This window comes from Variovorax brevis (assembly GCF_030317105.1).
In the GTDB taxonomy this organism is placed as follows: Bacteria; Pseudomonadota; Gammaproteobacteria; order Burkholderiales; family Burkholderiaceae_C; genus Variovorax; species Variovorax brevis.
Genome location: NZ_JASZYG010000007.1, coordinates 366,905 through 388,376 on the forward strand (window position 1 = coordinate 366,905; position 21,472 = coordinate 388,376).

Genomic DNA, 21,472 nt, shown 5'->3' on the forward strand with positions numbered 1-21,472 from the left:
TGGTATTCAGAATTTCCTGCACCTTCGCAGCGTGTCTCCGGCGTCGGACAACGCGACGCGTCGCCTACTTCAACCCCACCCACCACCGCACATTGCTGCGCGCCTGCCCGATGGTGACCACCTCGCCGAACTCCGGCGTGGCCAGGTCGACCTTCTTCGCTGCCGCCTGCTCGGCAATGCCGTCCAGCGGCGCGTGCCATGTGTGGAAGGCGAGGTCGAAGGTGCTGTTGTGCACGGGCAGCAGCAGCCTGGCGCGAAGGTCTTGCGATGCCTGCACGGTCTCCGCCGGCGTCATGTGCACCGAAGGCCACCATGCGTCGTATTCGCCGTTCTCGATCATGGCCAGGTCGAAGGGGCCCAGGCGATCGCCGATGCTGCGAAAGCTCGCGCTGTAGCCCGAGTCGCCGCTGTAGAAGATGCGCTGCCCGCCGCCATCGATCACCCACGAGGTCCACAGCGTCGAGTCGCGGTCCGACAGGGTGCGGCCCGAGAAATGCTGCGAGGGTGTCGAGGTGATCTGCACCTCGCCCAGCCTGGCGGACTGCCACCAGTCGAGCTCGGTGATGCGCTCGCGCGGCACACCCATGTCCACCAGTCGCTGGCCCAATCCGAGCGGTACGAAAAAGCGCTGCGCTCGCGTTGCCAGAAAAGCGATGGACGCTTCGTCGAGGTGGTCGTAGTGGTCATGCGAAACGATCACCCCGTCGATGGGTGGCAGTTGCTGCAATCCGATCGGCGGCGCATGAAAGCGCTTGGGCCCCATGAATGAAAAGGGCGATGCACGCTCGCTGAACATCGGATCGGTCAGCCAGTAGCGGCCGCCCAGCTTCAGCAGCGTCGTGGAATGCCCGATCCGCACGACGTGGTTGGCCTTGGGGTCCAGCGACTCCAGCTGCGCGGTCGTCAGCGGCCGCACGGGGATGCGGTCCACCGGCTCGGTCGCCGTCTTGGTGCCGAAGACGAAGCGCGACCAGATCTTCATCGCGTTTTCCGTCGGGCGCGCGTCCGGGTTGGGGATGTTGTGAAAAGTGCAGCCCTTGAACTGGGGCGAAGCCGCAAAGGGCGATTCGCAGTGACCGCCCGTGTTGCCGCAAGCCGCGATTGCGAGCACCGTGGAAGCCAGGAGGAGGCGCATGCCGGTTTTCATGCGCGCGAGCTTAAGCGGGATCGGGCGATTCTTGAAACGGTCGTGCTTACTGCCGGCGGACCATCTTCGCGGCATCGACCATCCTGTCGTAAGTCGCTTCGTCGAGCAATCCGAGCGACAAGGCGGCCGCTCGCGGGGAAACTCCCTGCTCGAGCGCCTCTGCGGTGATCCGTGCCACCTTGTCATAACCCAGCAGCGGATTGAGCGCCGTCACCAGCAGCAAGGCGTTCTCGACATTGCGGGCCAACTGCGGGCCGTCGACTTCGAGACCATCGACCAGCCGATGGGCAAACACGCGCGATGCGTCTGCGAGCACGCGGATCGATTGCAGCAGGTTGGCGATCAGCACCGGCTTGGCGACGTTCAGCTCAAAGTTGCCCGATGCGTTGGCCAGCGTGATGGTTGCGTGATTGCCCACGACCTGCATGCAGGCCTGCGCCAGGGCTTCCGCGATCGTCGGGTTGCGCTTGCCCGGCATGATGGAACTGGTCAGGCCGTCGTCCGGAATCTTCAGCTCCCCCAATCCGCAACGCGGACCCGATCCAAGCCAGCGCACGTCGTTGGCAATCTTGATGAGCGAAGTCGCAATGACGTTGAGCGCGCCTGACGCTTCGACCAACGCGTCGTGTGCGGCCATGCCCTCGAACTTCGACGGGTTCGGAGCGAAGGTTTGGCCGGTGAGCGCGCTGATCTCCTCGCAGAAGAACACATCGAAATCGGGCGGTGCATTCAAGCCGGTGCCTGCCGCTGTTCCGCCCTGTGGCAACGACAGGAGCCGCGGCATCGCGGCGTCGATGCGGTCGATGCCGTGGCCGACCTGGCGGGCAAAGGTGTCGAAGGCCTGGCCCATGGTAATGGGCACCGCGTCCATCAGGTGGGTCCGCGCGATCTTCAGCACATCGGCAAAGGCCGCGGCGCGCCCGTTCAGGCTGGCCCGCAGCAATTGCAGCGAAGGCTTCAGCCGCTCTTCGAGTTCCAGCACCGTCACGACATGCATGACCGTCGGAAAGCTGTCGTTGGATGACTGCGATGCGTTGACGTGGTCGTTGGGATGCACCGGGGACTTGGTGCCCAAGGGCTGGCCCAGCAGTTCGTTGGCCCGGTTCGCGACGACCTCGTTCGCATTCATGTTGGTCTGCGTGCCCGAGCCCGTCTGCCACACGGTGAGCGGGAAGTGGGCATCGAATCGCCCATCCCGCAACTCGTCGGCGGCCGCCACGATCGGCTCGGCCAGATTCGGCGCCAGCGTTCCGCAACGCAGGTTGGCACGCGCCGCTGCCATCTTCTGCAAGCCGAAAGCGTGGATGAGGCATGCCGGAAAGCGCTCTTCGCCGATCAAGAACACGCCCAGCGCGCGCTGCGTTTGCGCGCCCCAATACCGGTCGCCGGGAATCTCGACCGGGCCGAACGCGTCGTGCTCGATGCGTGCCGGGCCCATGTTCAGTCCAGCGAGATGTTGGTCTTGGCTGCCACGACCTTCCAGCGTGCGACTTCGCTTTCGGTGTGCTTGCCCAGTGCGGCGCCGGTGTATTGCTCGGCCGGCAACAGTTGAATGGCCTGCTCCGCCATCTTGTCGGTGAAGGCCTTGTCCGTCATGACTTTCTGGTAAGCCGCCTGCACCTTGTCCAGCACCGGTTGCGGCGTGCCCTTGGGTGCGTAGATGCCGTACCAGGTCGAGGCCTCGAAGCCGGGCAGCACCGTCTCGGCGAGCGTGGGCACGTCCTTGAGTTGCGGCAGCCGCACCTTCGATGTCACGGCCAGCGGGCGCACCTTGGCTTCCTTGATCTGGGGCAGGGCGGTGTTGGTCTGGTCGAACATGCCGTCGATCTGGCCACCGATGACATCGATGAGCGCCGGCCCGGCGCCTTTGTATGGCACCTGCGAGATCTTCATGCCGGCGGTGGAAGCAACGAGCGCCGCGATCAGGTGCGAGCTGGAGCCAACGCCTGCGTTGCCGATGAAAAGCTTGTCGGGGTTCGCCTTGCCGAAGTCGACAAGCGCCTTGATGTCCTTGGCGGGATGCTCCTTGCGCACCATCAGCACCAGCGGCGTGTCGGGAAAGCGGAACACGGGCGCGAAGTCTTTCACCGGGTCGTAGTTGAGCTTCTTGTACAGGGCCGGCGCTGCGCCCATGTAGCCCATGTGGCCCACCAGCATGGTGTAGCCGTCCGGCTGCGCACGCGCCGCCTTGGCCGCGCCCACCGTGCCACCCGCGCCGGGCGAGTTGTCGATGATGATCGGCTGGCCGATCTCGCGCGCCACGCGCTCGGCGATGCTGCGCGCCAGCGCATCGGTCGGCCCGCCTGCCGAAAAAGGCACGATCCAGGTGACGGGCTTGGTGGGGTAGCTTTGCGCCATCGCGCTGCCTGCGGCCAGCATCAAAGACAGTGCGGCGAGTTTCCAGTTCGGCTTCATGATGAATTCCTTGGAGAGTTGAATGGGGGCTTAGCGGGCCGGAGCCGGCGCGTGCATGTCGATGCCGGTGGGATGCGGATTGGCGTCGCTCATGTCTTCCGGCAGCAGGTTGCCGTCGTCCAGTTGCGCATCGGCAGCGGCAGTGGCGGGGTAGCGCTCGGGGTACAGGTGGCGCTCCGCAACCTTCGGGTCGAAGGTGCCGGACCACTTGGCGACCACCACCACGGCGACGCTGTTGCCCACCGTGTTGCAGGTCGCAATGGCCATCGACAGGAATCGGTACACGCCGAAGATCACAGCGAGGCCTTCGACCGGAAGAATGCCGGTGGAAGTTACCGTCGCCGCGAACACCACGAAGGAGCCGCCCGACACCGTCGCCGCGCCCTTGGAGGTGAGCAGCATCAGCAGCAGGATGCCGATCTGGTGGTCGAAGGACAGCGGCACACCCCAGGCATGCGAGATGAACATCACGCCCATTGCCATGAAGATCGAGGTGCCGTCCAGGTTGAAGGCGTAGCCGGTGGGCAGCACGAGGCCCACCGTCTGCTTGGCGCAGCCCAGGCGCTCCAGCTTGATGAGAAGGCGGGGCAGGGCGCTTTCCGAGGAAGCCGTGCCGAGCACGATGAGGATCTCGTCCTTGATGTAGCGCAGGAAGCGCCACAGGCTGAAGCCCGCGATCTTCGCGATGAGGCCGAGCACCACGAAGATGAACAGTGCGATCACCGCATAGAAGCTCAGCACCAGTTCCGCGAGCGCCACCAGCACTGCACTGCCGTTGCTGCCCACCGAATACGCCACCGCGCCGAAGGTGCCGATGGGCGCGAGTTTCATCACGAGGTTGATGAAGGAGAAGAGCACTTCGGAGATGTAGTCCAGCCCACCGTTGACCTTCTCGCGACGCCCTTCGGGAATCGCCAGGATGCCGATGCCGACCATGACGGCCAGCACCACCACCTGCAGCAACTCGCCCTTGGCAAAGGCGCCCACGAAGTTGTCCGGCACGATGTGCGCCATGAACTCCAGGAAGCCTTGTGGCGCCGCTGCGGCTTTGGCGATCGGTGCGGCTGAGCCGCCTGCGACCGTCGTCATGCCCTTGCCGATCTCCAGCAGGTTGCCGGCCAGCATGCCGACGCACAGCGCAATGGTCGAGATGATCTCGAAGTAGACGATGGAGCGCCATCCCACGCGCCCGGCGCTCTTCACGTCGCCGGCCGACGCGATGCCGTGCACGATGGTCAGGAACACCAGCGGCGCCACACCGGCCTTGATGAGCGACAGGAACATGTCGCCCAGCAGCTTGAGTTGCGATGCGAACTTCGGAAATGCAAAGCCGACCACGATGCCCAGGATCAGCGACAGCAGCACCTGCATGCCGAGCTTGCGATACCAGGGCAGCTTTTTCGCGGGCGCCGTCAGCACGGCCCCGGGCGTGGATGTGTTCGTCATGGTTGTCTTTCCGGTGCGGGGCTTCAGGCGCTGACTTCGGCGGACAGCGCCAGCGCGCGGTCGACCATCTGCGGCGCCAGGCCGAGATAGTTGGCGGGGTCGGTGAGGCGGTCGATGGTGGCGCGGTCGAAGTGCTTGGTGACTTCGGGCAGGGCCGCCAGCGCTTCGGCCAGCGTGCCGCCCTTTTCATTGACCGCGCGGCAGGCGTCGTAGACCACGTCGTGCGCCTGCTGGCGGCCGATGTGCGGCGCCATGCCCATCATCACGGCCTCGGCGACGATCAGGCCCTTGGTGATGCCGAGGTTGTGCGCCATGCGTGCTTCGTCCACGATCAGGCCGCCGAGTGCGAACTTGGCCTGGTGCAGTGCGCCGGAGGTGAGGATGAAGCTCTCGGGAATCGCAATCCATTCCGCATGCCACGGCCCGGTGGCGCGCTCGAAGTCCTGCACCATTGCATCCACCATCAGGCCTGCGTGCTGGCGCACTGCCTTGGAAGCAGCCAGCATCAGTTCGCTGGAGATCGGATTGCGCTTTTGCGGCATCGTGCTCGATGCGCCGCGCCCCTTGACGAAGGGCTCGTACACCTCGGCAAATTCGGTGGACGCCATGATCATGATGTCCAGCGCGATCTTGCCGAGCGAGCCCGTGACCAGCGCCAGCAGGTTCACCGCTTCTGCAAAGCCGTCGCGTGCCACATGCCAAGTCGTGGCCGGCACACCGAGCTTCAGTTCCGCGGCCATCGCCTTCTGCACCTCGAATCCCTTGTCGCCCAGCGACGCGAGCGTGCCCGCGGCACCGGCAAATTCGACGACCGCCACGCGAGGACGAAGCTCTGCGATGCGCTGCTGATGGCGGTCGAACATTGCCAGCCAGATCGCGACCTTGTAGCCGAAGGTCACGGGCAAGGCTTGCTGCAAATGCGTGCGTCCGGCCATGGGCGTGTCGCGATGCTTTTTCGCGAGCGATGCCAGGATGCCGCGCAGTTCGCGGATGTCGCTGTCGATGCTGTCCAGCGCGTCGCGCACCTGGAGCGCGACGGCCGTGTCCATGATGTCCTGCGTGGTCGCGCCCCAGTGCACATAGCGGCCGGATTCGCCGCACATCGCGACCATCTGGTGCACCAGCGGCAGGATGGGGTAGCCCACGATGTCGGTCTCTTCGCGCATGTGGTCGAAGTCGATGCGCTCGATCTTCGATTCGCGTGCAATCACGTCGGCCGCTTCCTGCGGGATGACGCCGCAGCGCGCTTCGGCGCGGGCCAAGGCAATCTCCGCGTCGATATAGCGCTGGATCAACGCGCCGTCGGAGAAAATCGTGCGCATCTTTTGCGTTCCGAAGGCATCCCGGAACAGGATGGAATCAACGACCGTGCTGGCCATGGGAAGCGATGAAGTCGACATGGGGTGCCTTTGGAGAAGTGAAGAGAGAACAATATGTTCGGACATATAGGACTGTAATATGTTCGGACATAACCACATCTGGGGTATACCCTGACGCCTGCCCATGACTGAACTGCTGGATCCCGCCCCTCAAAAGGCCAACTTCACGAACATCGCCCGTCACCTGACGGAGGCGATCAGCTCCGGGCATTTCGCTGTCGGCGCGCTGTTGCCCACCGAACTGGAGCTGTGCAAGCACTACGGCACCAGCCGCCATACCGTGCGCGCAGCCTTGGCGGAGTTGCAGCAGCTGGGCCTGGTCACGCGGCGCAAGAACGTGGGCACGCGCGTGGTGTCCGCCAAGCCGCGGGCGAGCTTCAGGCCTTCATTGGCGTCGGTGGACGACCTGGTGCAGTTCGGCGAGGAGCACCTGCGGGTGGTGCAATCCATCGAGCAGCAGACAGTGGCCGGCGAACTCGCCCGCGAACTGGGTTGCGCCGATGGCACGGCATGGCTGCGGATCTCGAGCCTGCGCATGGTCGGCGACGACGGCGGCGCACCCATCGGATGGACCGACGTGTACATCGACCCGGCCTATGCGGACATTGCGGACGTGGTGAGGGATTCGCCCGACACGCTCATCAGCTCGCTCATCGAGGAGCGCTATGACCGCCACATTGCCGAGATCCATCAGGACGTGCGCGCGTTCTCCATCGAGGACGCGGCGATGGCCAGGGCGCTCAAGCTGAAGGTGGGCTCATCGGCCCTGAAGATCCTGCGCCGCTACTTCGACGCGCAGGGGCAGGTGTTCGAGGTGTCGGTGTCGGTGCATCCGGCCGACCGGTTTTCGGTGTCGATGCGGCTGCAGCGCGCGCCGGTCTGAGCGATCAGCGGCCGGCAGTTCTTCAGCGCCCCGCGCGACGCCACCAGGCGCGCGTCCACACCGCCAGCGGAATGAGGGCCAATGCCGCGCACAGCATCCAGCTGCGATCACCGTTTTCAAGGTAGGGCATCAACGCATGGCCCAACCGGGCCGAACCTGCGCCGCCCACCCCACGCACGAGGACCTCGGCCACAGCCTCGATCATCATCTGCGTGCCCAGCACAAAGAGAATCACCGCGGACAACCTGAACGCCCAGTGCGTGCCGCGGCGCACCTCCAGTGCCCGCCACGCCAGTGCCAGCAGGGCGCATGCGGCCAAGCCCAGCGCCACTCCCCCTGCCACATCCGCGAGCGGCTCCTGCGCCGAGATGAAACGGATGAGCAGAACTGCCTCGAGCGCCTCGCGCAATGCGCTGAAGGCTGCAAAGGCGAGCACGGCCACGCCCGTTGCGCGCTGCGAATACCAGGATTCCAGCACCCGCGTGGCGTGAACGCCGATGCCCGCCACCGATGCCATCGTCCCGCAGGACACCAGCGCCAGCGACAGTCCGAAGCCAAAGGTGAGCGCGATGTCGAACCATTCGTTCATGCCGGAAGGCGGCAACGCGGCGACGATGCCCGCGGCCGCTGCCATGCCGCACGCGACGCCCGCGAGCGCCCAACGAATCAGCTCGGGCCTGCCGCCGTGGCGCGCTGCGCCCGTGAGCGCAAGGATGACCAAAAGCAGTTCGCACGACTCTCGGGTGATGACGACAAAGGCCTCGAACATGAACGAATGCTGTGTAAGGGAGGAGACCCCGGGCAGCCGGATTGGCGTGCGTATTTTGCCTTTGGCGGGTCACAAAGTTTCCCGGAATGCCAAGAGGCCGGGGGAGTGGCCGGGGCATGGCGGCCTGGCTCGCTGCGTGGCGCGAGCCTGCCGCGCGTTCAGCGTGGATCCGGTTCCGTGCGGCAGGCGTCGGATGTGATGCTCGCGCCGCAGCGCGTGCAAACCGCAATCGCGTGGCCGTCAAGCGCCGCCTCGGCACGACGCTCGATCGCGAAGTAGACGCTCCGAACCCGCCCGTCGCCCGGCATCCAGGCCCGCTGCACCACACCGGCGTCTTCCAGTACCTTGAGCGCGCGGTACACCTTGGACATGGGCATGTCCCGGCCTGCATCGAGCAAGGCCCTGTAGATGCCGTGCACATCCGGCGCCGCCACCTTCATGGCCAGCAGGGTGGCCAGGACGTCGGCATGGTGCGGGCCGACCCTGCGCCGATCCTGCCGTCCAAGGCCCGTGCGAATCCTGGCGATGAGTTCGGCCTTGGCGAGCGACTGGTCCACGCCCTTGCTCTCGCCCGACGCAATGTCCTGTCGCGGCCGCAAGGGGGCGCTGAGTTCAAGCATGGATTCTCCTGAGGCGGCTGCAAGACATCGTCGTTGACATACTGAAGTAGGACGGCAGCGTACTACGATTTGTATTGAAAACGACGGATTCACCTGTGTTGTGTTCAGGAAACAAGCAACGAATGAAGTAGAAGTCAGCGTGCTACTTTTGTAACGAGTCGATATACTCCGCGTCGATCTTTTCATCGGCGAGCCAATCCGGAACTCCGGACAGCCAGCCTTCCACCCTTCGCGACACGGTCGCGTCCACTGGAGGCCAAATTGGCTCGAACTTCTCGCCGCCGCGTGGCGGCGCAGCGCACCGCTGCAACCGTCCGTCCCCTGTCCACCGAAACCGCGTCAGCGGCGGCGCCTGCAGCCTTCGCGGCATTTCCGCTGGGCGCGATGATGCTGGCGGCCTCCGTCAGCAGCTGGGCCCAGACGCCCGCCGCGCCGGCACAGGGCGGCTCGCTCGCCACCATCACCGTGGAAGAGCAGGCCGACATCCAGAGCAAGGACAGCTTCCAGACGAAGAAGACCAACATCGGCAAGGGAAACCAGGACATCCGCGACATCCCCCAGTCGATCAACGTCATCACTGAAAAGCTGATGGAAGACGCCAAGCTCGACACCCTGAAAGACGCGCTGCACTACTCCGCCGGCATCACCTTCGCCGCCACTGAAAACGGCACCGACCAGGACATCCGCCTGCGCGGCTTCCCCGTGGCCACCGTGGGCGACCTGCTGATCGACGGCATGCGCGACCCCTCGCAGTACGACCGCGACACCTTCAATCTCGACCGCGTGGAAGTGCTGCGCGGCTCCGCCTCGATGATCTTCGGCCGTGGCTCCACGGGCGGCGTGATCAACCAGGTGACCAAGAAGCCCTGGCTGGCAGACGAGACGGACCTGATCGGCACCGTGGGTTCCAACGGCTTCTACCGCACGACCGCAGACCTGAACAAGCGCGTGGGCGAAGACTCGGCCTTGCGCATCAACGCCATGTGGAACAAGGCGGACAACGACGGCGCAAAGATCGACAAGTACGGCGTGGCGCCCAGCTACAGCTGGGGCATCGGCTCGCGCGATGAATTCCTGATCGGCGCCTTCTACCTGAACGTCGACAACGTGCCGATGTCGAGCCAGCGCTACCTGCAGAACGGCACCTTCAAGGATGGCGTGGCGCAAGGCACCATCCCCGACATCTCGCCCGGCAACTTCTACGGCACCCAGAGCGACTACCTCAAGGGCAAGGCCGCCTATGGCAACGCCTACTGGATCCACCGCTTCGACGACGCCGGCGAGTTGAAGACGCAGATTCGCAGCGGCCAGTTCGACCGTTCGCAGTGGAGCACGACGGGCGCTTTCTGCAACCGGATTCCCACGACCAACGCAGCCGGCCAGCAGGCGGCGTGCCCGGCCGCCGGCACCGTCAACGCGTCGAACCTGTCGCAGGGCACCTACGTTTACGGCCTGGGTCTCGCGCCGCGCAAGGACCAGTACAACGGCACCTACCTGCAAAGCGACTACAGCAACGCCTTTAACTGGGGCGGCATGCGCCACAACATCCTCACCGGCATCGACGCGTCGCACGAAACGGCGGACCGCTTTGGCGCCTGGGGCATCGTGGGCACCAACTACTACAAGGGCTACACGACAGTGGGCAACCCGAACGACGGCCGCACCTTGCCGGTCAGCCCGGTATACCGCCCGACCAGCGACTACTCGGCCAACAACTTCGGCGCCTACTTGCAGGACCTGGTGCAGGTGTCGCAGGACTGGAAGATCCTGGGCGGCGTGCGCTGGGACAACTTCAAGGGCGACTTCTCGCAGATCACCTACCCGAACACCAACACCACGACGCCCGGCGCCATTGCGCAGTCGCACCTGTCGGAATCGCCGTGGAGCTACCGTGCCGGCGTGCTGTACCAGCCGTCGCCCACGCAGTCGTACCACTTCTCGTACAGCACCTCGTTCAACACCGCGGCCGACACCTACCAGTACGTGCAGCCGAAGGACGCGAACACGCCGCCTGAAGAAAGCCGCAACATCGAACTCGGCGCCAAGCTGGACTGGCTCGACGGCAAGCTCTCGACGCGCGCAGCCCTCTTCCGCACCGAGAAGTACAACGAACGCACCACCGACTCCGATTTCGCCAACACCAGCTACCTGCTGTCAGGCAAGCGCCATTCGCAGGGCCTGGAATTCGAGATGGTCGGCCGCCTCACGCCGCAGTGGGAAATCTACGTGTCGTACGCCTACATCCCGGAAGCCAAGATCGACAAGATCGGCAGCACGAACGCCAACGTCGTCGGATCGGATGTGGGCCTGACGCCCAAGCACAGCGGCGCGACCTGGATCAGCTACCAGGCCACGCCCAAGCTGCGCATGGCCGGCGGCTTGCGCGGCGCATCGCAGAACCGTCCGCTGCAAGGCGTCACGGGTGCGGCGTCGACGACCAACTACGTGCCCGGTTACCTGGTGGGCGACGCGATGTTCGAATACAAGTTCACGCCCGACGTGTTCGCGCAGTTCAACGTGACCAACATCACCAACCGGCTCTATGGTGACCAGCTGTATCCGGGCTTCGTGATCGCGGGCCAGCAACGCACCTACCAGGCGACCGTCGGGGTGCGCTTCTAAGCCATAGACTTGCACCATGCTGCTGCGAATCCCAGAGGTCCTGACCCGCGACGAGCTTCGTCGTGCCAACGAGATCCTTGCCAGGGCGCCCTGGGAAGACGGTCGCCTCACGGCCGGCGAGCAGTCGGCGCGCGCCAAGAACAACGAGCAGCTGCGCGAAGACTGCGACGAAACCCGCGCCGTGCAACAGTTGCTCCTGCACGGCCTGGAGCGGCACCAGATCTTCTTCTCGGCCGCCTTGCCCAAGCAGATCTCGCCGCCCTTGTTCAATCGCTACGGCGGTGCGTCCAACAGCTTCGGGAACCACGTGGACAGCTCGGTGCGCTTCCTGCGCAACGGCGCAGGCCGCGTGCGCACCGACGTGTCCTGCACCGTGTTCCTGAGCGATCCGCAGGACTACGACGGCGGCGAACTCGTCATCGAAGACACCTTCGGTGAGCAGACCGTCAAGCTGGCGGCCGGCGACATGGTCATCTATCCGGGCACCAGCGTGCACCGGGTCGAGCCCGTGACGCGGGGCTTTCGGGTGGCGAGCTATTTCTGGATCCAGAGCATGGTGCGCAGCGACGAGCAGCGCAGGCTGCTGTTCGACATGGACAACCACCTGCGCCATTTGCGCAGCACCTGCGGCGAGACCGATCGCGGCGTGATCGGCCTCACCAGCACTTATCACAACCTGCTTCGCATGTGGCTCGACACCTGAGTCCGGCGCGGCATTCCTCGCATCGAGGTAGAACTTTCATGATCCAACGATTCGTCTCCGTCCTGGCCGCCGTTGCGGCGCTTTCCCTGGGCCTGTGCGGCGCTGCCTTCGCGCAGATCGTCAACCACGACACGGTGCGCTGCGACCCGGTCCCCAAGGAAGAAATGAAGCCGCAAATGGAATTGCAGCAAAAGCTCAAGGACGAGGGCTGGAAAGTTCGCCAGGTCAAGAACTTCAACGGCTGCTACGAGGTCTATGGCTTCGACAACACCGGCCGCCGCGTGGAGGCCTTCTTCCATCCCAAGACCTTCGCCAAGATCGGCGAAGTGAAGCAGCCCGAATAGGCGCAGCAGCAGCACGGCGCGCGATGTCGCAGGCCAACGGCAGCGTGAAGGTGTGGGACCTGTTGCAACGGGTTCTGCATTGGGGCCTGGTGGCGTCCATCGCCCTGTGCTGGTGGGCGGGCGAAGAGAGGTTGTCGCTGCACATCGCCTGTGGCTATGTCGTGCTCGCCATCGCAGGTTCGCGCAGCGCATGGGGATGGATCGGGAGCCGACACGCCCGATTCGCAAGCTTTGTGCACGGGCCCGGCGTGGTGCTGCGCTACATGCGGGACATCGCACGTGGCGAAGAGCGTCGCTACCTGGGCCACAACCCGCTTGGCGGCTGGATGGTGCTGACGCTGCTGCTGTGCATTGCGGTCGTGTGCACAAGCGGCATCCTCTACACGACCGATCGGTTCTGGGGGCTGGCGTGGGTCGAGATGACGCACCGCGTTTCGGCATGGACGCTCGTGGGGCTGGTGGCATTTCACCTTGCCGGCGTCGTGTTCACGAGCTGGCGCCATCGCGAAAACCTGGTGGCGGCGATGGTCTGCGGTCGCAAGCGCACGAGCGAGCACGACAAGCCTGTTGCGCCCTGATGGCGCGACCCCGCGCGCCATTCACGGTGCTTTACCATTGCGCACCTATGGTGCAGTGCAGGAAGTTCCCCCGTGGCAATGACAGATGATCAGATCCTGAAGATCGTCGATCGCGCGGTCGACGGCTTTCAGGGCGAGCTGAACGATCTCGAAAGCGCCATCGGCATGCTGCTCATTGGCCGGCACTACGGCTGGCGCGTGATCTTCCTGATCCACAGTCCGGCCACCGTGCGCAAGTACACCAAGCTGCTCGGCCTGAAGAACCTGCGCGACGTGCTGCCGGAAGTCGGCGTGCTGGCGCATCGCTCCAACGCATGGCGCCTGCTCGACGACAGCAAGAATTTCTGGAAGGTCGTGCGCGGGCAGATCGCCGGCATCCGCAGCGCCAAGGCGGAAACACCGCCGCGCTGAGCGAATTGCGGGCGCAGGCCGGAACCTTCGGGGCTCACGCTGAACGAACAAGGTCCCTTTAACCGGAGAGACCGCACCGTGACCCCATCCGAAACCAAAGCCATCGTGACGCTGAGCCTGCTGGCCGCCTTCGTCGATGGCGACAAGCACGAGCGCGAGCGCGCCGAGATCAAGCGCATTGCTGAAGGCTTGTCGCAGGCCGACGGCGTGCATCTGCCGACGCTCTATCAGGACGTGCTGATGAAGCGCGTGTCGCTCTCCTCCGTGGCCGCGGACCTGCAAGGCACGGACGCCAGGCAACTGGCCTATGAGATGGCGGTGTGCGTGTGCGATGCCGATGGCACGCAGTCCGAACCGGAGCGCAAGTTCCTGGCGGAAGTGCGCAGCACGCTGGGCCTCGACGCCGCGGCATCGACAGCGTTTGCGCAGCAGGCGGAGGCGATCGCCGCGGTGCCGCTGACGCCGGCGGTCGTTGCGGCGGCAACGCCTTCCGTCGTGACGGCGGCGCCTTCGGCCGCTGCGCCGGTCGCACCGGTCAACGCGGTGAACGAGGCCGAACTCGACCAGGCCATCCTCAACGCGGCCATCCTCAACGGCGCACTGGAACTGCTGCCCGAAACGCTCTCGACCATGGCCATCATTCCGCTGCAGATGAAGCTGGTCTACCGCATCGGCCAGGCGCACGGCTACGAGCTCGACACCGGCCACGTGAAGGACTTCCTGGCTACGGTCGGTGTCGGCTTGACGTCGCAGTATCTCGAGCAGGCCGGACGCAAGCTGCTGGGCGGCCTGTTGGGGAAGATCGGCGGCGGACTGCTTCGCGGTGTCGGCAACCAGGCCGTCAGCTCGGGACTGAGCTTTGCGACCACCTATGCGCTGGGCCACGTCGCCAAGCGCTACTACGCCGGCGGCCGAACGTTGTCGACGCAGATGCTGAAGGACGCCTACGCGAGCGTGACGCAGGAGGCGCAAGGCCTTCAGGCGCGCTACCTGCCCGCGATGCAGGAGAAGGCGCGCACGCTGGACGCGAGCAAGATCCTGTCGATGGTTCGCGGCGCATAAGGTGGGGATAGTCCGTCTCGGCGAGAGCCGAAACGGGTTCGCTGCGCACAAAGAACAAGCCGCGCGTGCGGCCGCGCAGGGGCTCCCCGGCAAGGGCGGGTGCCCCGATCAGCAAAGGCTTTGAAGCCTTGCATGCCGACTCATTTCACACGGCGCGATTTCGGCGTTCCGGCAGCAAATCGAACCGCTTGAGCGCCATCCCCGGCGTTCCCCCAAAACGTAAACGAACGTAAATCTACGGGTTAACCCCCATCAGATTTGGCCTTTACGCGCCTATTCTTCGTCCATCGTTTCACAAATAAAACGCTGTTTCTTTAGTGAAACGTCGAAGCAGCAGATCGAAGCAGGTTCCAGCGCCCCGGACTCCTTCAGATCGGCGCCCAGTCCGCATCTTTTTTTCGCACAAGAAGCACACCATGATGAAGCACTCTCGTCGACAGGTTCTCGCTCTGGCGTTGTCCGCAGCCGCAGCCTGTTCCACTGCACCGGCCTGGGCCCAGGCCTACCCCGCCAAGCCCATCACGATCGTGGTGGCCTATCCGGCCGGCGGCGACACCGACGCGCTGGCGCGGGTGTTCGGCGAAAAGCTGTCGGCGCGCATCGGACAGCCCGTGGTCATCGACAACCGTCCCGGCGCCAGCGGCGTGATCGGCTCGGCATTCGTCGCCAAGGCACCCGCCGACGGCTACACGCTGCTGCTGGCGCCCAGCACCTTCTCGATTGCGCAACTGGTGCTCAAGACCAACGGCTCGGGCTACGACGTGCTCAACGGCTTCACGCCCATCATCGAAACCGGCACGCTGCCGCTGTTCCTCGTGGCGGGCGCGGGCGCCAACATGAAGTCCTTCAAGGACGTGACCGCCGCAGCGAAGGCGCAGCAACTGTCCTATGCCAGCCCCGGCAGCGGATCGCCCATGCACATCCTGGGCGAACTGGTGAACAAGGCAGCCGGCATCGAACTGCGCCAGGTTCCCTATCGCGGCGTGGCACCCGCGGTGAACGACGTACTCGGCGGCCACCTGCCACTCACCTACATGACGCTCGGCCCCGTCGCGCCCTACATCCCCGGCGGCAAGATGGTCCCACTGGCCGTGGCCGACACCAAGCGCTCGCCGCTCGCACCCAACGTGCCGACATTTGAAGAGCTGGGCCTGAAGGGCGTGGAAGTCGGCGCATGGCACGGCCTCTTCGGCCCCAAGGGCATGCCGGCCGATGTGGTGAAGACGCTCAACGGCCACTTCAACGAAATCCTGAAGATGCCCGACGTGGTGTCGCGCATGACCACGCTCGGCGCGATCCCGCTCGGCGGCGCGCCCGAGGTGCTGGCCAAGACCAACGCCGCCGACTTCGAGCGCTTCGGCAAGGTCATCAAGGAACTGGGCATCCAGGCCGACTGATTCACACAACACCATGACCGACGTCAACACCACTCCCGATCCCGCCGCCCTGCAGGCGCTGCTGGCCGAACTGCCCGCCAACCTTTTGGCCGGCCGCCGCGTGCTGGTGACCGGCGCGGCCCGGGGCCTGGGCCTCGCCTTTGCCAAGTGCATCGCCCAGTCCGGCGCCAGCGTGGTGCTCGCCGACATCCTGGCCGACCTTGCGCACAGCGAAGCGCAAGCGCTGCGCGATGCGGGCTTCAAGGCCCACGCGGTGGCGGTCGACCTGTGCGATCCGCAATCCATCGACGCTTGCGCCGCGGCTGCCGTCAAGGCGCTCGGCGGCCTGGACGGGCTGGTCAACAACGCCGCCATCACCAACTCGGGCGGACGTGACGCGCACGCCCTGGACATCGCCACCTGGGACCGCGTGATGGACGTCAACGTGCGCGGCACCTGGCTCATGAGCCGCGCCTGCCAGCCGGCACTGGCGGCCGCGGGCCGCGGCGCCATCGTCAACCTCGCGTCCGACACGGCCCTGTGGGGCGCGCCCAACCTGCTCGCCTATGCGTCGAGCAAGGGTGCGGTGATTTCCATGACGCGCTCGCTGGCGCGCGAATGGGGTGGCGACGGCATCACGGTCAACGCCGTGGCGCCCGGCCTTACGCTGGTCGAGGCCACCGAATACGTGCCCATGGCGCGCCACCAGAAGTATCTGGAAGGCCGCGCCATCCCGCGCGAACAGCAGGCGGTCGACGTCTGCGGCGCGGTGCTCTTTTCCCTTTCAAGCCTGTCGCGCTTCGTGACCGGCCAGTTGCTCGCCGTCAACGGCGGCTTCGTGATGAACTGATTTTTAGCCCCAAGGAGTTTTTCGATGAGCGATTTGTCCGAACAACAAAAGATCGACGCAACGGCCGGCAGCACGCTGTTGCAGCCCGAAGGCACGAGCCTCGAAGCGTGGATGAACACCCGCATCGCGCGCTACTCGACCCGCAAGTACGACTGGGACGCGCTGAAGTTCCAGGCCGACTACGACCCCAAGTTCCGCCGTGCGCAGATGCGCTATGTGGGCACCGGCGGCACCGGCGTCGCGAAGGACGTCAACACCGTGCCGGCCGAGAACTTCACCTTCTCGACCATGGTGATCCCCGCCGGCCATGAAGGCCCGCCGCACCTGCACACCGACGTGGAAGAAGTGTTCTTCCTCATCCGCGGCAAGCTCAAGGTCGTCATCGAGAAAGACGGCGAGCGCTTCGAGACCATCATGACCGACCGCGACCTGATCTCGGTGCCGCCCGGCGTGTACCGCGAAGAGATCAACATCGGCGACGAAGACGCGCTGATGTGCGTGATGCTCGGCGCGCAGAAGCCGGTCACGCCGACCTATCCCGCGGACCATCCGCTGGCCAAGATCAAGCGCTGAGCGAGGCTGAGATGAACGACGCCGCCGTGAACCCACCATCCGCACTTGCGCCTTCGGAACTGGCACGCCTGGATGCGCGCTTTCCGGCGCGCAAGCTGCCGGTGCGCGGCGGCGCGGTCGTCAGCATTCGCGAATGCGGCAGCGGGCCGGCCATCGTGTGCCTGCACGGCATCGGATCGGGCGCGGCTTCGTGGCTCGACACGGCCTTGCTGCTCGAAGCCAATGCGCGCGTCATCGCCTGGGACGCACCGGGCTACGGGGATTCCACGCCGCTCGACGCCAAGGTGCCCACGGCCGCGGACTATGCGGACCGCCTGCATGCGCTCGTCGATGCACTGGCCCTGGATTCTTTCGTGCTCGTCGGGCATTCGCTGGGCGCCATCACCGCGGGTCGTGCGGCGCGCACGGATTCGCCGCTCGCCGCACGCATCAAGCAACTGTTGCTCATCAGCCCCGCGAGCGGCTACGGCGCAGCAGCGCGCACCGACGCCGGTGTGCGGGTTCGCGCGCAGCGCTTCGCCACGCTGGAAGAGATCGGCATTGCCGGCATGGCCGCGCAGGCCCACGCCCGGCTGCTGTCCGCCAATGCGAGCGAATCGGCACGCCAATGGGTTCGCTGGAACATGGCCCGCCTCAATGAAGCGGGCTACAGCCAGGCGGTGGAACTGCTCTGCGGCGCCGATTTGCTGGCCGACCTGCCGCCCCCCATGCCGGTGCGCGTGGCCTGCGGTGCGCTCGACGTCGTCACCACGCCGCAGTCGTGCCGCGAAGTCGCCACGCAATGCGGCGTGAAGCTCGAGCTCATCGAAAAAGCCGGCCACGCCAGCTACGTCGAACAACCGCAAGCCGTCGCCGCACTCCTGCGCGGCGTGCTTGCCGCATAAGAAAAGAAAGACACCATGACGAACGAAGTGATCGAAGAAGGCGCAGATCGCTACAACGTGCCCGCGCTCGAACGCGGCCTGCGCGTGCTGTGCGAATTCAGCCGCGAGAACCGCACGCTCTCCGCACCCGAACTCTCGCGCCGCTTCGACCTGCCGCGCTCGACCGTGTTCCGCCTGCTCACCACGCTGGAGAACATGGGCTTCGTCGAGAAGACCGAAGGCGGTCGCGACTATCGCCTGGGCCTGGCGGTGCTGCGCCTTGGCTTCGAATACCTGGCCTCGCTGGAGCTCACGCAACTGGGCACGCCCTTGCTGCAGCGCCTGTCGGAAGAGCTGCACACGCCCTGCAACCTGGTCGTGCGCGACGGCCGCTCCATCGTGTACGTGGCCAAGGTGTCTCCGCCTTCGGTGTTCATGAGTGCGGTGACGGTGGGTACGCGCTTGCCGGCCCACGCCACGGTGCTCGGCCGCGTCCTGCTGGAAGACCTGACGCTGGTGCAACTGCGCGCGCTGTTCCCGGAAGACAAGCTCGAGACCTTCTCGCCGAGCACACCGAAGACGGTCAACGAACTCTTCGACATGGTGCAGGCCGACCGCCAGCGCGGCTATGTGCTGGGCGAGGGCTTTTTCGAATCGAACATCTCCAGCATCGCGGCGCCGGTGCGCGACCACAGCGGCCACATCGTCGCGGCGCTGGGCACGACGATCACCGCCGACCACATCGAGGCGAGCCAGATCGACGCGATGGTGCAGCGCGTGCGCGACACCGCCGATGCGATCTCGGGCCTTCTCAACTATTCGCCCAGCGGCAAGGTGGTGGCACTGCGCGGCGGCGAGCGCGCCTGACCCGCATCGAGGCAACGACCATGAGCACGCCCATCATCTCTTCCACCTTCTTTTCGCCGCATGCGCTGGCAGGCCGCGTCGCCGTGGTGACCGGCGGTTCGTCCGGCATCGGGCTGGCAACAGTCGAACTGCTGCTCGACTGCGGCGCCGCCGTCGCCCTGTGCGGCCGCAATGCCGAGCGCCTGGACAGCGCGGTGGCCGGCCTGCGTGCTGCACGCCCGCAAGCCAGGCTGTTTGCACGCACCTGCGACGTGCTCGACGCCAACGCGGTGCGCAGCTTTGCCGCGCAATGCGAAGCCGCCCTCGGCCCCGCGTCGATGCTCATCAACAACGCCGGACAGGGCCGCGTCTCCACCTTCGCCGACACCGACGACAAGGCCTGGACCGACGAACTGCACCTGAAGTTCTTCTCGGTCATCAACCCGACGCGCGCCTTCCTGCCGCAGCTCACCGCACAGCGCGAGGTGCTCGGCGATGCGGCCATCGTCTGCGCCAACTCGCTGCTGGCGCGCCAGCCCGAGCCGCACATGGTCGCGACCTCGGCGGCACGTGCCGGCCTGCTGAACCTGGTGCGCTCGATGGCCACCGAGTTCGCGCCCCAGGGCGTGCGCGTCAACGGCATCCTGATCGGCCTCATCGAATCGGGCCAGTGGCGCCGCCGCTTCGAGGCGCGCGACGACAAGTCGCTCGACTGGGCGGCGTGGAGCCAACAGCTCGCCCACGACAAACACATTCCGCTGGGTCGCCTGGGGCTTCCGTCCGAAGCCGCGCGCGCGATTCTTTTCCTGGCCACGCCCCTGTCTTCCTACACAACAGGCAGCCATCTCGATATCTCTGGAGGTCATTCCCGTCATGCGTAATTCATCCAACCCCGTGACCGTCGGCGCAGTCGTCGCGGCTTTTCTCGAACAATGCGGCGTCAAGGCGGCGTTCGGTGTGATCTCGATCCACAACATGCCGATCCTCGATGCCTTTGCACAGCGCGGCGCGATCCGCTTCGTCTCGGCGCGTGGCGAGGCCGGCGCGGGCAATATGGCCGATGCGTATGCGCGTTCCACGGCCAGCCTGGGCGTGTGCGTCACCAGCACCGGCCCGGCGGCAGGCAACATCGCCGGCAGCATGGTCGAAGCATTGACCGCCGGCGCACCCGTGCTGCACATCACGGGCCAGATCGAGACGCCTTATCTCGACAAGGGCATGTCGTACATCCACGAAGCGCCGGACCAGCTGACGATGCTCAAGGCGGTGTCGAAGGCGGCCTTCCGCGTGCGCAGCGTGGAAACGGTGCTGGGCACGCTCAAGCGCGCCGTGCAGGTCGCGCTGACGGCGCCCACCGGCCCGGTCAGCGTGGAGATTCCGATCGACATCCAGTCGGCGCTCACCACGATGCCCGAAGACCTGTCGCCGCTGCCGGTCGAAGCCGCTGTTCCCTCGGCTGCCGCACTCGATTCGCTGGCGGCGCGGCTTGCGCAAGCCAGGCGCCCGATGCTGTGGGTGGGCGGCGGTGCGCGCCATGCCGCATCCGCGATCAAGCGCCTGCAGAAGCTGGGCTTCGGCGTGGTCACCACCACGCAGGGCCGCGGCACCGTGCCGGAAGACGATGCCGGCTCGCTGGGCGCCTACAACATCCAGAAGCCGGTCGAGGCCTTCTATCAAAGCTGCGACGCGATGCTCGTGGTCGGTTCGCGCCTGCGGGGCAACGAGACGCTCAAATACGAACTCAAGCTGCCGCGCCCGCTCTATCGCATCGATGCCGACGGCGCTGCCGAAGGCCGGGGCTATGCCACCGAAGCCTTCGTTTGCGGTGACTCGGCGCTGGCCCTCAACGGCCTGGCGGATCGCCTCGAAGCCGCGAAGTACAAGGCCGACCCGGCGCTGCTCAAGGACCTGCGCGCCGCGCACGACCAGGCAGTCGCCACCCTGCGCGATGGCCTTGGCCCGTACGCCGAGCTGGTTCAGCAGATCCAGGCCGTGGCCGGCCGCAAGTTCAACTGGGTGCGCGACGTGACCGTGTCCAACAGCACCTGGGGCAACCGCGAACTGCGCGTGTTCGAACCCAGCGCCGGCGTGCACGCCACGGGCGGCGGCATCGGCCAGGGCATGCCCATGGCAATCGGCGCGGCCATCGGCGCGACCGAGACGGCATCGGGCCGCAAGACCTTCTGCCTGGCAGGCGACGGCGGTTTCATCCTGAACCTGGGCGAGCTCGCCTGCATGGTGCAGGAGCGCGCCGACATGGTGATCGTGCTCATGAACGACAAGAGCTACGGCGTCATCAAGAACATCCAGGACGCGCAATACGGCGGTCGCCGCTGCTATGCCGAACTGCACACGCCCGACTACGCGCTGCTGTGCAAGTCGCTGGCGCTGCCGCATGCACGCGTGCAGAGCCTGGAGGAACTGAAGGGCCAACTGGCGGAAGCCGTGGGCACGCCAGGCCCTTTCCTGCTCGAGATCGACATGCTGGCCATCGGCAGCTTCAAGACGACCTTTGCAGGCCCGCCGACCAACACCATCACGCAGATTCCGGCGCTCGGCGCGGCGGCAGTCGCTGGCAAGTGAGC

21 protein-coding genes are annotated in these 21,472 nt (G+C 65.7%); 14 read left to right on the top strand and 7 right to left on the bottom strand.

Annotated elements, in window-relative coordinates; all coding sequences use genetic code 11:
• Positions 1-64: 64 nt before the first annotated feature.
• The 5 genes from QTI66_RS23565 to QTI66_RS23585 are packed head-to-tail and all read right to left on the bottom strand — an operon-like array spanning position 65 to position 6,408.
• Complete coding sequence (locus tag QTI66_RS23565; protein ID WP_286562392.1) at positions 65-1,135, bottom strand: MBL fold metallo-hydrolase; 1,071 nt, start codon at positions 1,133-1,135, stop codon at positions 65-67.
• Between the two features lie 58 nt (positions 1,136-1,193).
• Complete coding sequence (locus QTI66_RS23570) at positions 1,194-2,585, bottom strand: class II fumarate hydratase (RefSeq protein ID WP_286562393.1); 1,392 nt, start codon at positions 2,583-2,585, stop codon at positions 1,194-1,196.
• Between the two features lie 2 nt (positions 2,586-2,587).
• Positions 2,588-3,562, bottom strand: coding sequence for a tripartite tricarboxylate transporter substrate binding protein BugD (locus tag QTI66_RS23575; protein ID WP_286562394.1), 975 nt, complete (start codon positions 3,560-3,562; stop codon positions 2,588-2,590).
• A gap of 30 nt (positions 3,563-3,592) precedes the next feature.
• Positions 3,593-5,008, bottom strand: a complete 1,416-nt coding sequence (locus tag QTI66_RS23580; RefSeq protein ID WP_286562395.1) for a cation:dicarboxylate symporter family transporter — start codon at positions 5,006-5,008, stop codon at positions 3,593-3,595.
• A 23-nt stretch (positions 5,009-5,031) separates the two neighbouring features.
• Complete coding sequence (locus QTI66_RS23585) at positions 5,032-6,408, bottom strand: class-II fumarase/aspartase family protein (RefSeq protein ID WP_286562397.1); 1,377 nt, start codon at positions 6,406-6,408, stop codon at positions 5,032-5,034.
• A 103-nt stretch (positions 6,409-6,511) separates the two neighbouring features.
• Between QTI66_RS23585 and QTI66_RS23590 the strand changes: the two genes are divergently transcribed.
• A complete protein-coding gene (locus tag QTI66_RS23590; RefSeq protein WP_286562398.1) occupies positions 6,512-7,270 on the top strand; it encodes a GntR family transcriptional regulator in 759 nt (252 codons plus the stop codon).
• Positions 7,271-7,292: 22 nt separating this feature from the next.
• On the opposite strand, the gene QTI66_RS23595 is transcribed toward QTI66_RS23590, so the two are convergent.
• Together QTI66_RS23595 and QTI66_RS23600 are read right to left on the bottom strand one after the other, a co-directional pair.
• Positions 7,293-8,039, bottom strand: coding sequence for a hypothetical protein (locus tag QTI66_RS23595; RefSeq protein WP_286562400.1), 747 nt, complete (start codon positions 8,037-8,039; stop codon positions 7,293-7,295).
• Positions 8,040-8,197: 158 nt separating this feature from the next.
• Positions 8,198-8,659 carry a transcriptional repressor gene (locus QTI66_RS23600; RefSeq protein ID WP_286562401.1) on the bottom strand — a complete coding sequence of 154 codons (462 nt, stop codon included), beginning with the start codon at positions 8,657-8,659 and terminating at the stop codon, positions 8,198-8,200.
• Between the two features lie 261 nt (positions 8,660-8,920).
• Between QTI66_RS23600 and QTI66_RS23605 the strand changes: the two genes are divergently transcribed.
• From QTI66_RS23605 to QTI66_RS23665, 13 genes are all read left to right on the top strand, one after another.
• A complete protein-coding gene (locus tag QTI66_RS23605) occupies positions 8,921-11,281 on the top strand; it encodes a TonB-dependent receptor (protein ID WP_286562402.1) in 2,361 nt (786 codons plus the stop codon).
• A 16-nt stretch (positions 11,282-11,297) separates the two neighbouring features.
• Positions 11,298-11,984, top strand: coding sequence for a Fe2+-dependent dioxygenase (locus tag QTI66_RS23610; RefSeq protein WP_286562403.1), 687 nt, complete (start codon positions 11,298-11,300; stop codon positions 11,982-11,984).
• A gap of 38 nt (positions 11,985-12,022) precedes the next feature.
• Entirely contained in the window at positions 12,023-12,328 is a 306-nt protein-coding gene (locus tag QTI66_RS23615; RefSeq protein WP_286562404.1) for a PepSY domain-containing protein, read from the top strand.
• Positions 12,329-12,351: 23 nt separating this feature from the next.
• A complete protein-coding gene (locus tag QTI66_RS23620; RefSeq protein WP_286562405.1) occupies positions 12,352-12,906 on the top strand; it encodes a cytochrome b/b6 domain-containing protein in 555 nt (184 codons plus the stop codon).
• Positions 12,907-12,984: 78 nt separating this feature from the next.
• Positions 12,985-13,317 (top strand): hypothetical protein, encoded by a 333-nt coding sequence (locus tag QTI66_RS23625; RefSeq protein ID WP_286562494.1) that lies wholly within the window; start codon positions 12,985-12,987, stop codon positions 13,315-13,317.
• A gap of 78 nt (positions 13,318-13,395) precedes the next feature.
• Entirely contained in the window at positions 13,396-14,379 is a 984-nt protein-coding gene (locus tag QTI66_RS23630; protein WP_286562407.1) for a YcjF family protein, read from the top strand.
• A gap of 419 nt (positions 14,380-14,798) precedes the next feature.
• Positions 14,799-15,776 carry a Bug family tripartite tricarboxylate transporter substrate binding protein gene (locus QTI66_RS23635; RefSeq protein ID WP_286562495.1) on the top strand — a complete coding sequence of 326 codons (978 nt, stop codon included), beginning with the start codon at positions 14,799-14,801 and terminating at the stop codon, positions 15,774-15,776.
• Between the two features lie 13 nt (positions 15,777-15,789).
• Positions 15,790-16,605: an SDR family oxidoreductase gene (locus QTI66_RS23640; RefSeq protein WP_286562408.1), complete on the top strand. Its 816-nt coding sequence runs from the start codon at positions 15,790-15,792 to the stop codon at positions 16,603-16,605.
• A 24-nt stretch (positions 16,606-16,629) separates the two neighbouring features.
• Positions 16,630-17,178, top strand: coding sequence for a cupin domain-containing protein (locus QTI66_RS23645; RefSeq protein WP_286562409.1), 549 nt, complete (start codon positions 16,630-16,632; stop codon positions 17,176-17,178).
• 11 nt (positions 17,179-17,189) lie between these two features.
• Positions 17,190-18,062 (top strand): alpha/beta fold hydrolase, encoded by an 873-nt coding sequence (locus QTI66_RS23650; RefSeq protein WP_286562410.1) that lies wholly within the window; start codon positions 17,190-17,192, stop codon positions 18,060-18,062.
• A gap of 15 nt (positions 18,063-18,077) precedes the next feature.
• Positions 18,078-18,908, top strand: coding sequence for an IclR family transcriptional regulator (locus QTI66_RS23655; protein ID WP_286562411.1), 831 nt, complete (start codon positions 18,078-18,080; stop codon positions 18,906-18,908).
• A 20-nt stretch (positions 18,909-18,928) separates the two neighbouring features.
• Positions 18,929-19,768, top strand: coding sequence for an SDR family oxidoreductase (locus QTI66_RS23660; protein WP_286562412.1), 840 nt, complete (start codon positions 18,929-18,931; stop codon positions 19,766-19,768).
• Positions 19,761-21,470 (top strand): thiamine pyrophosphate-binding protein, encoded by a 1,710-nt coding sequence (locus tag QTI66_RS23665; RefSeq protein ID WP_286562414.1) that lies wholly within the window; start codon positions 19,761-19,763, stop codon positions 21,468-21,470. The genes QTI66_RS23660 and QTI66_RS23665 overlap by 8 nt, the downstream gene beginning before the upstream one ends.
• The last annotated feature ends 2 nt before the right edge of the window (positions 21,471-21,472 follow it).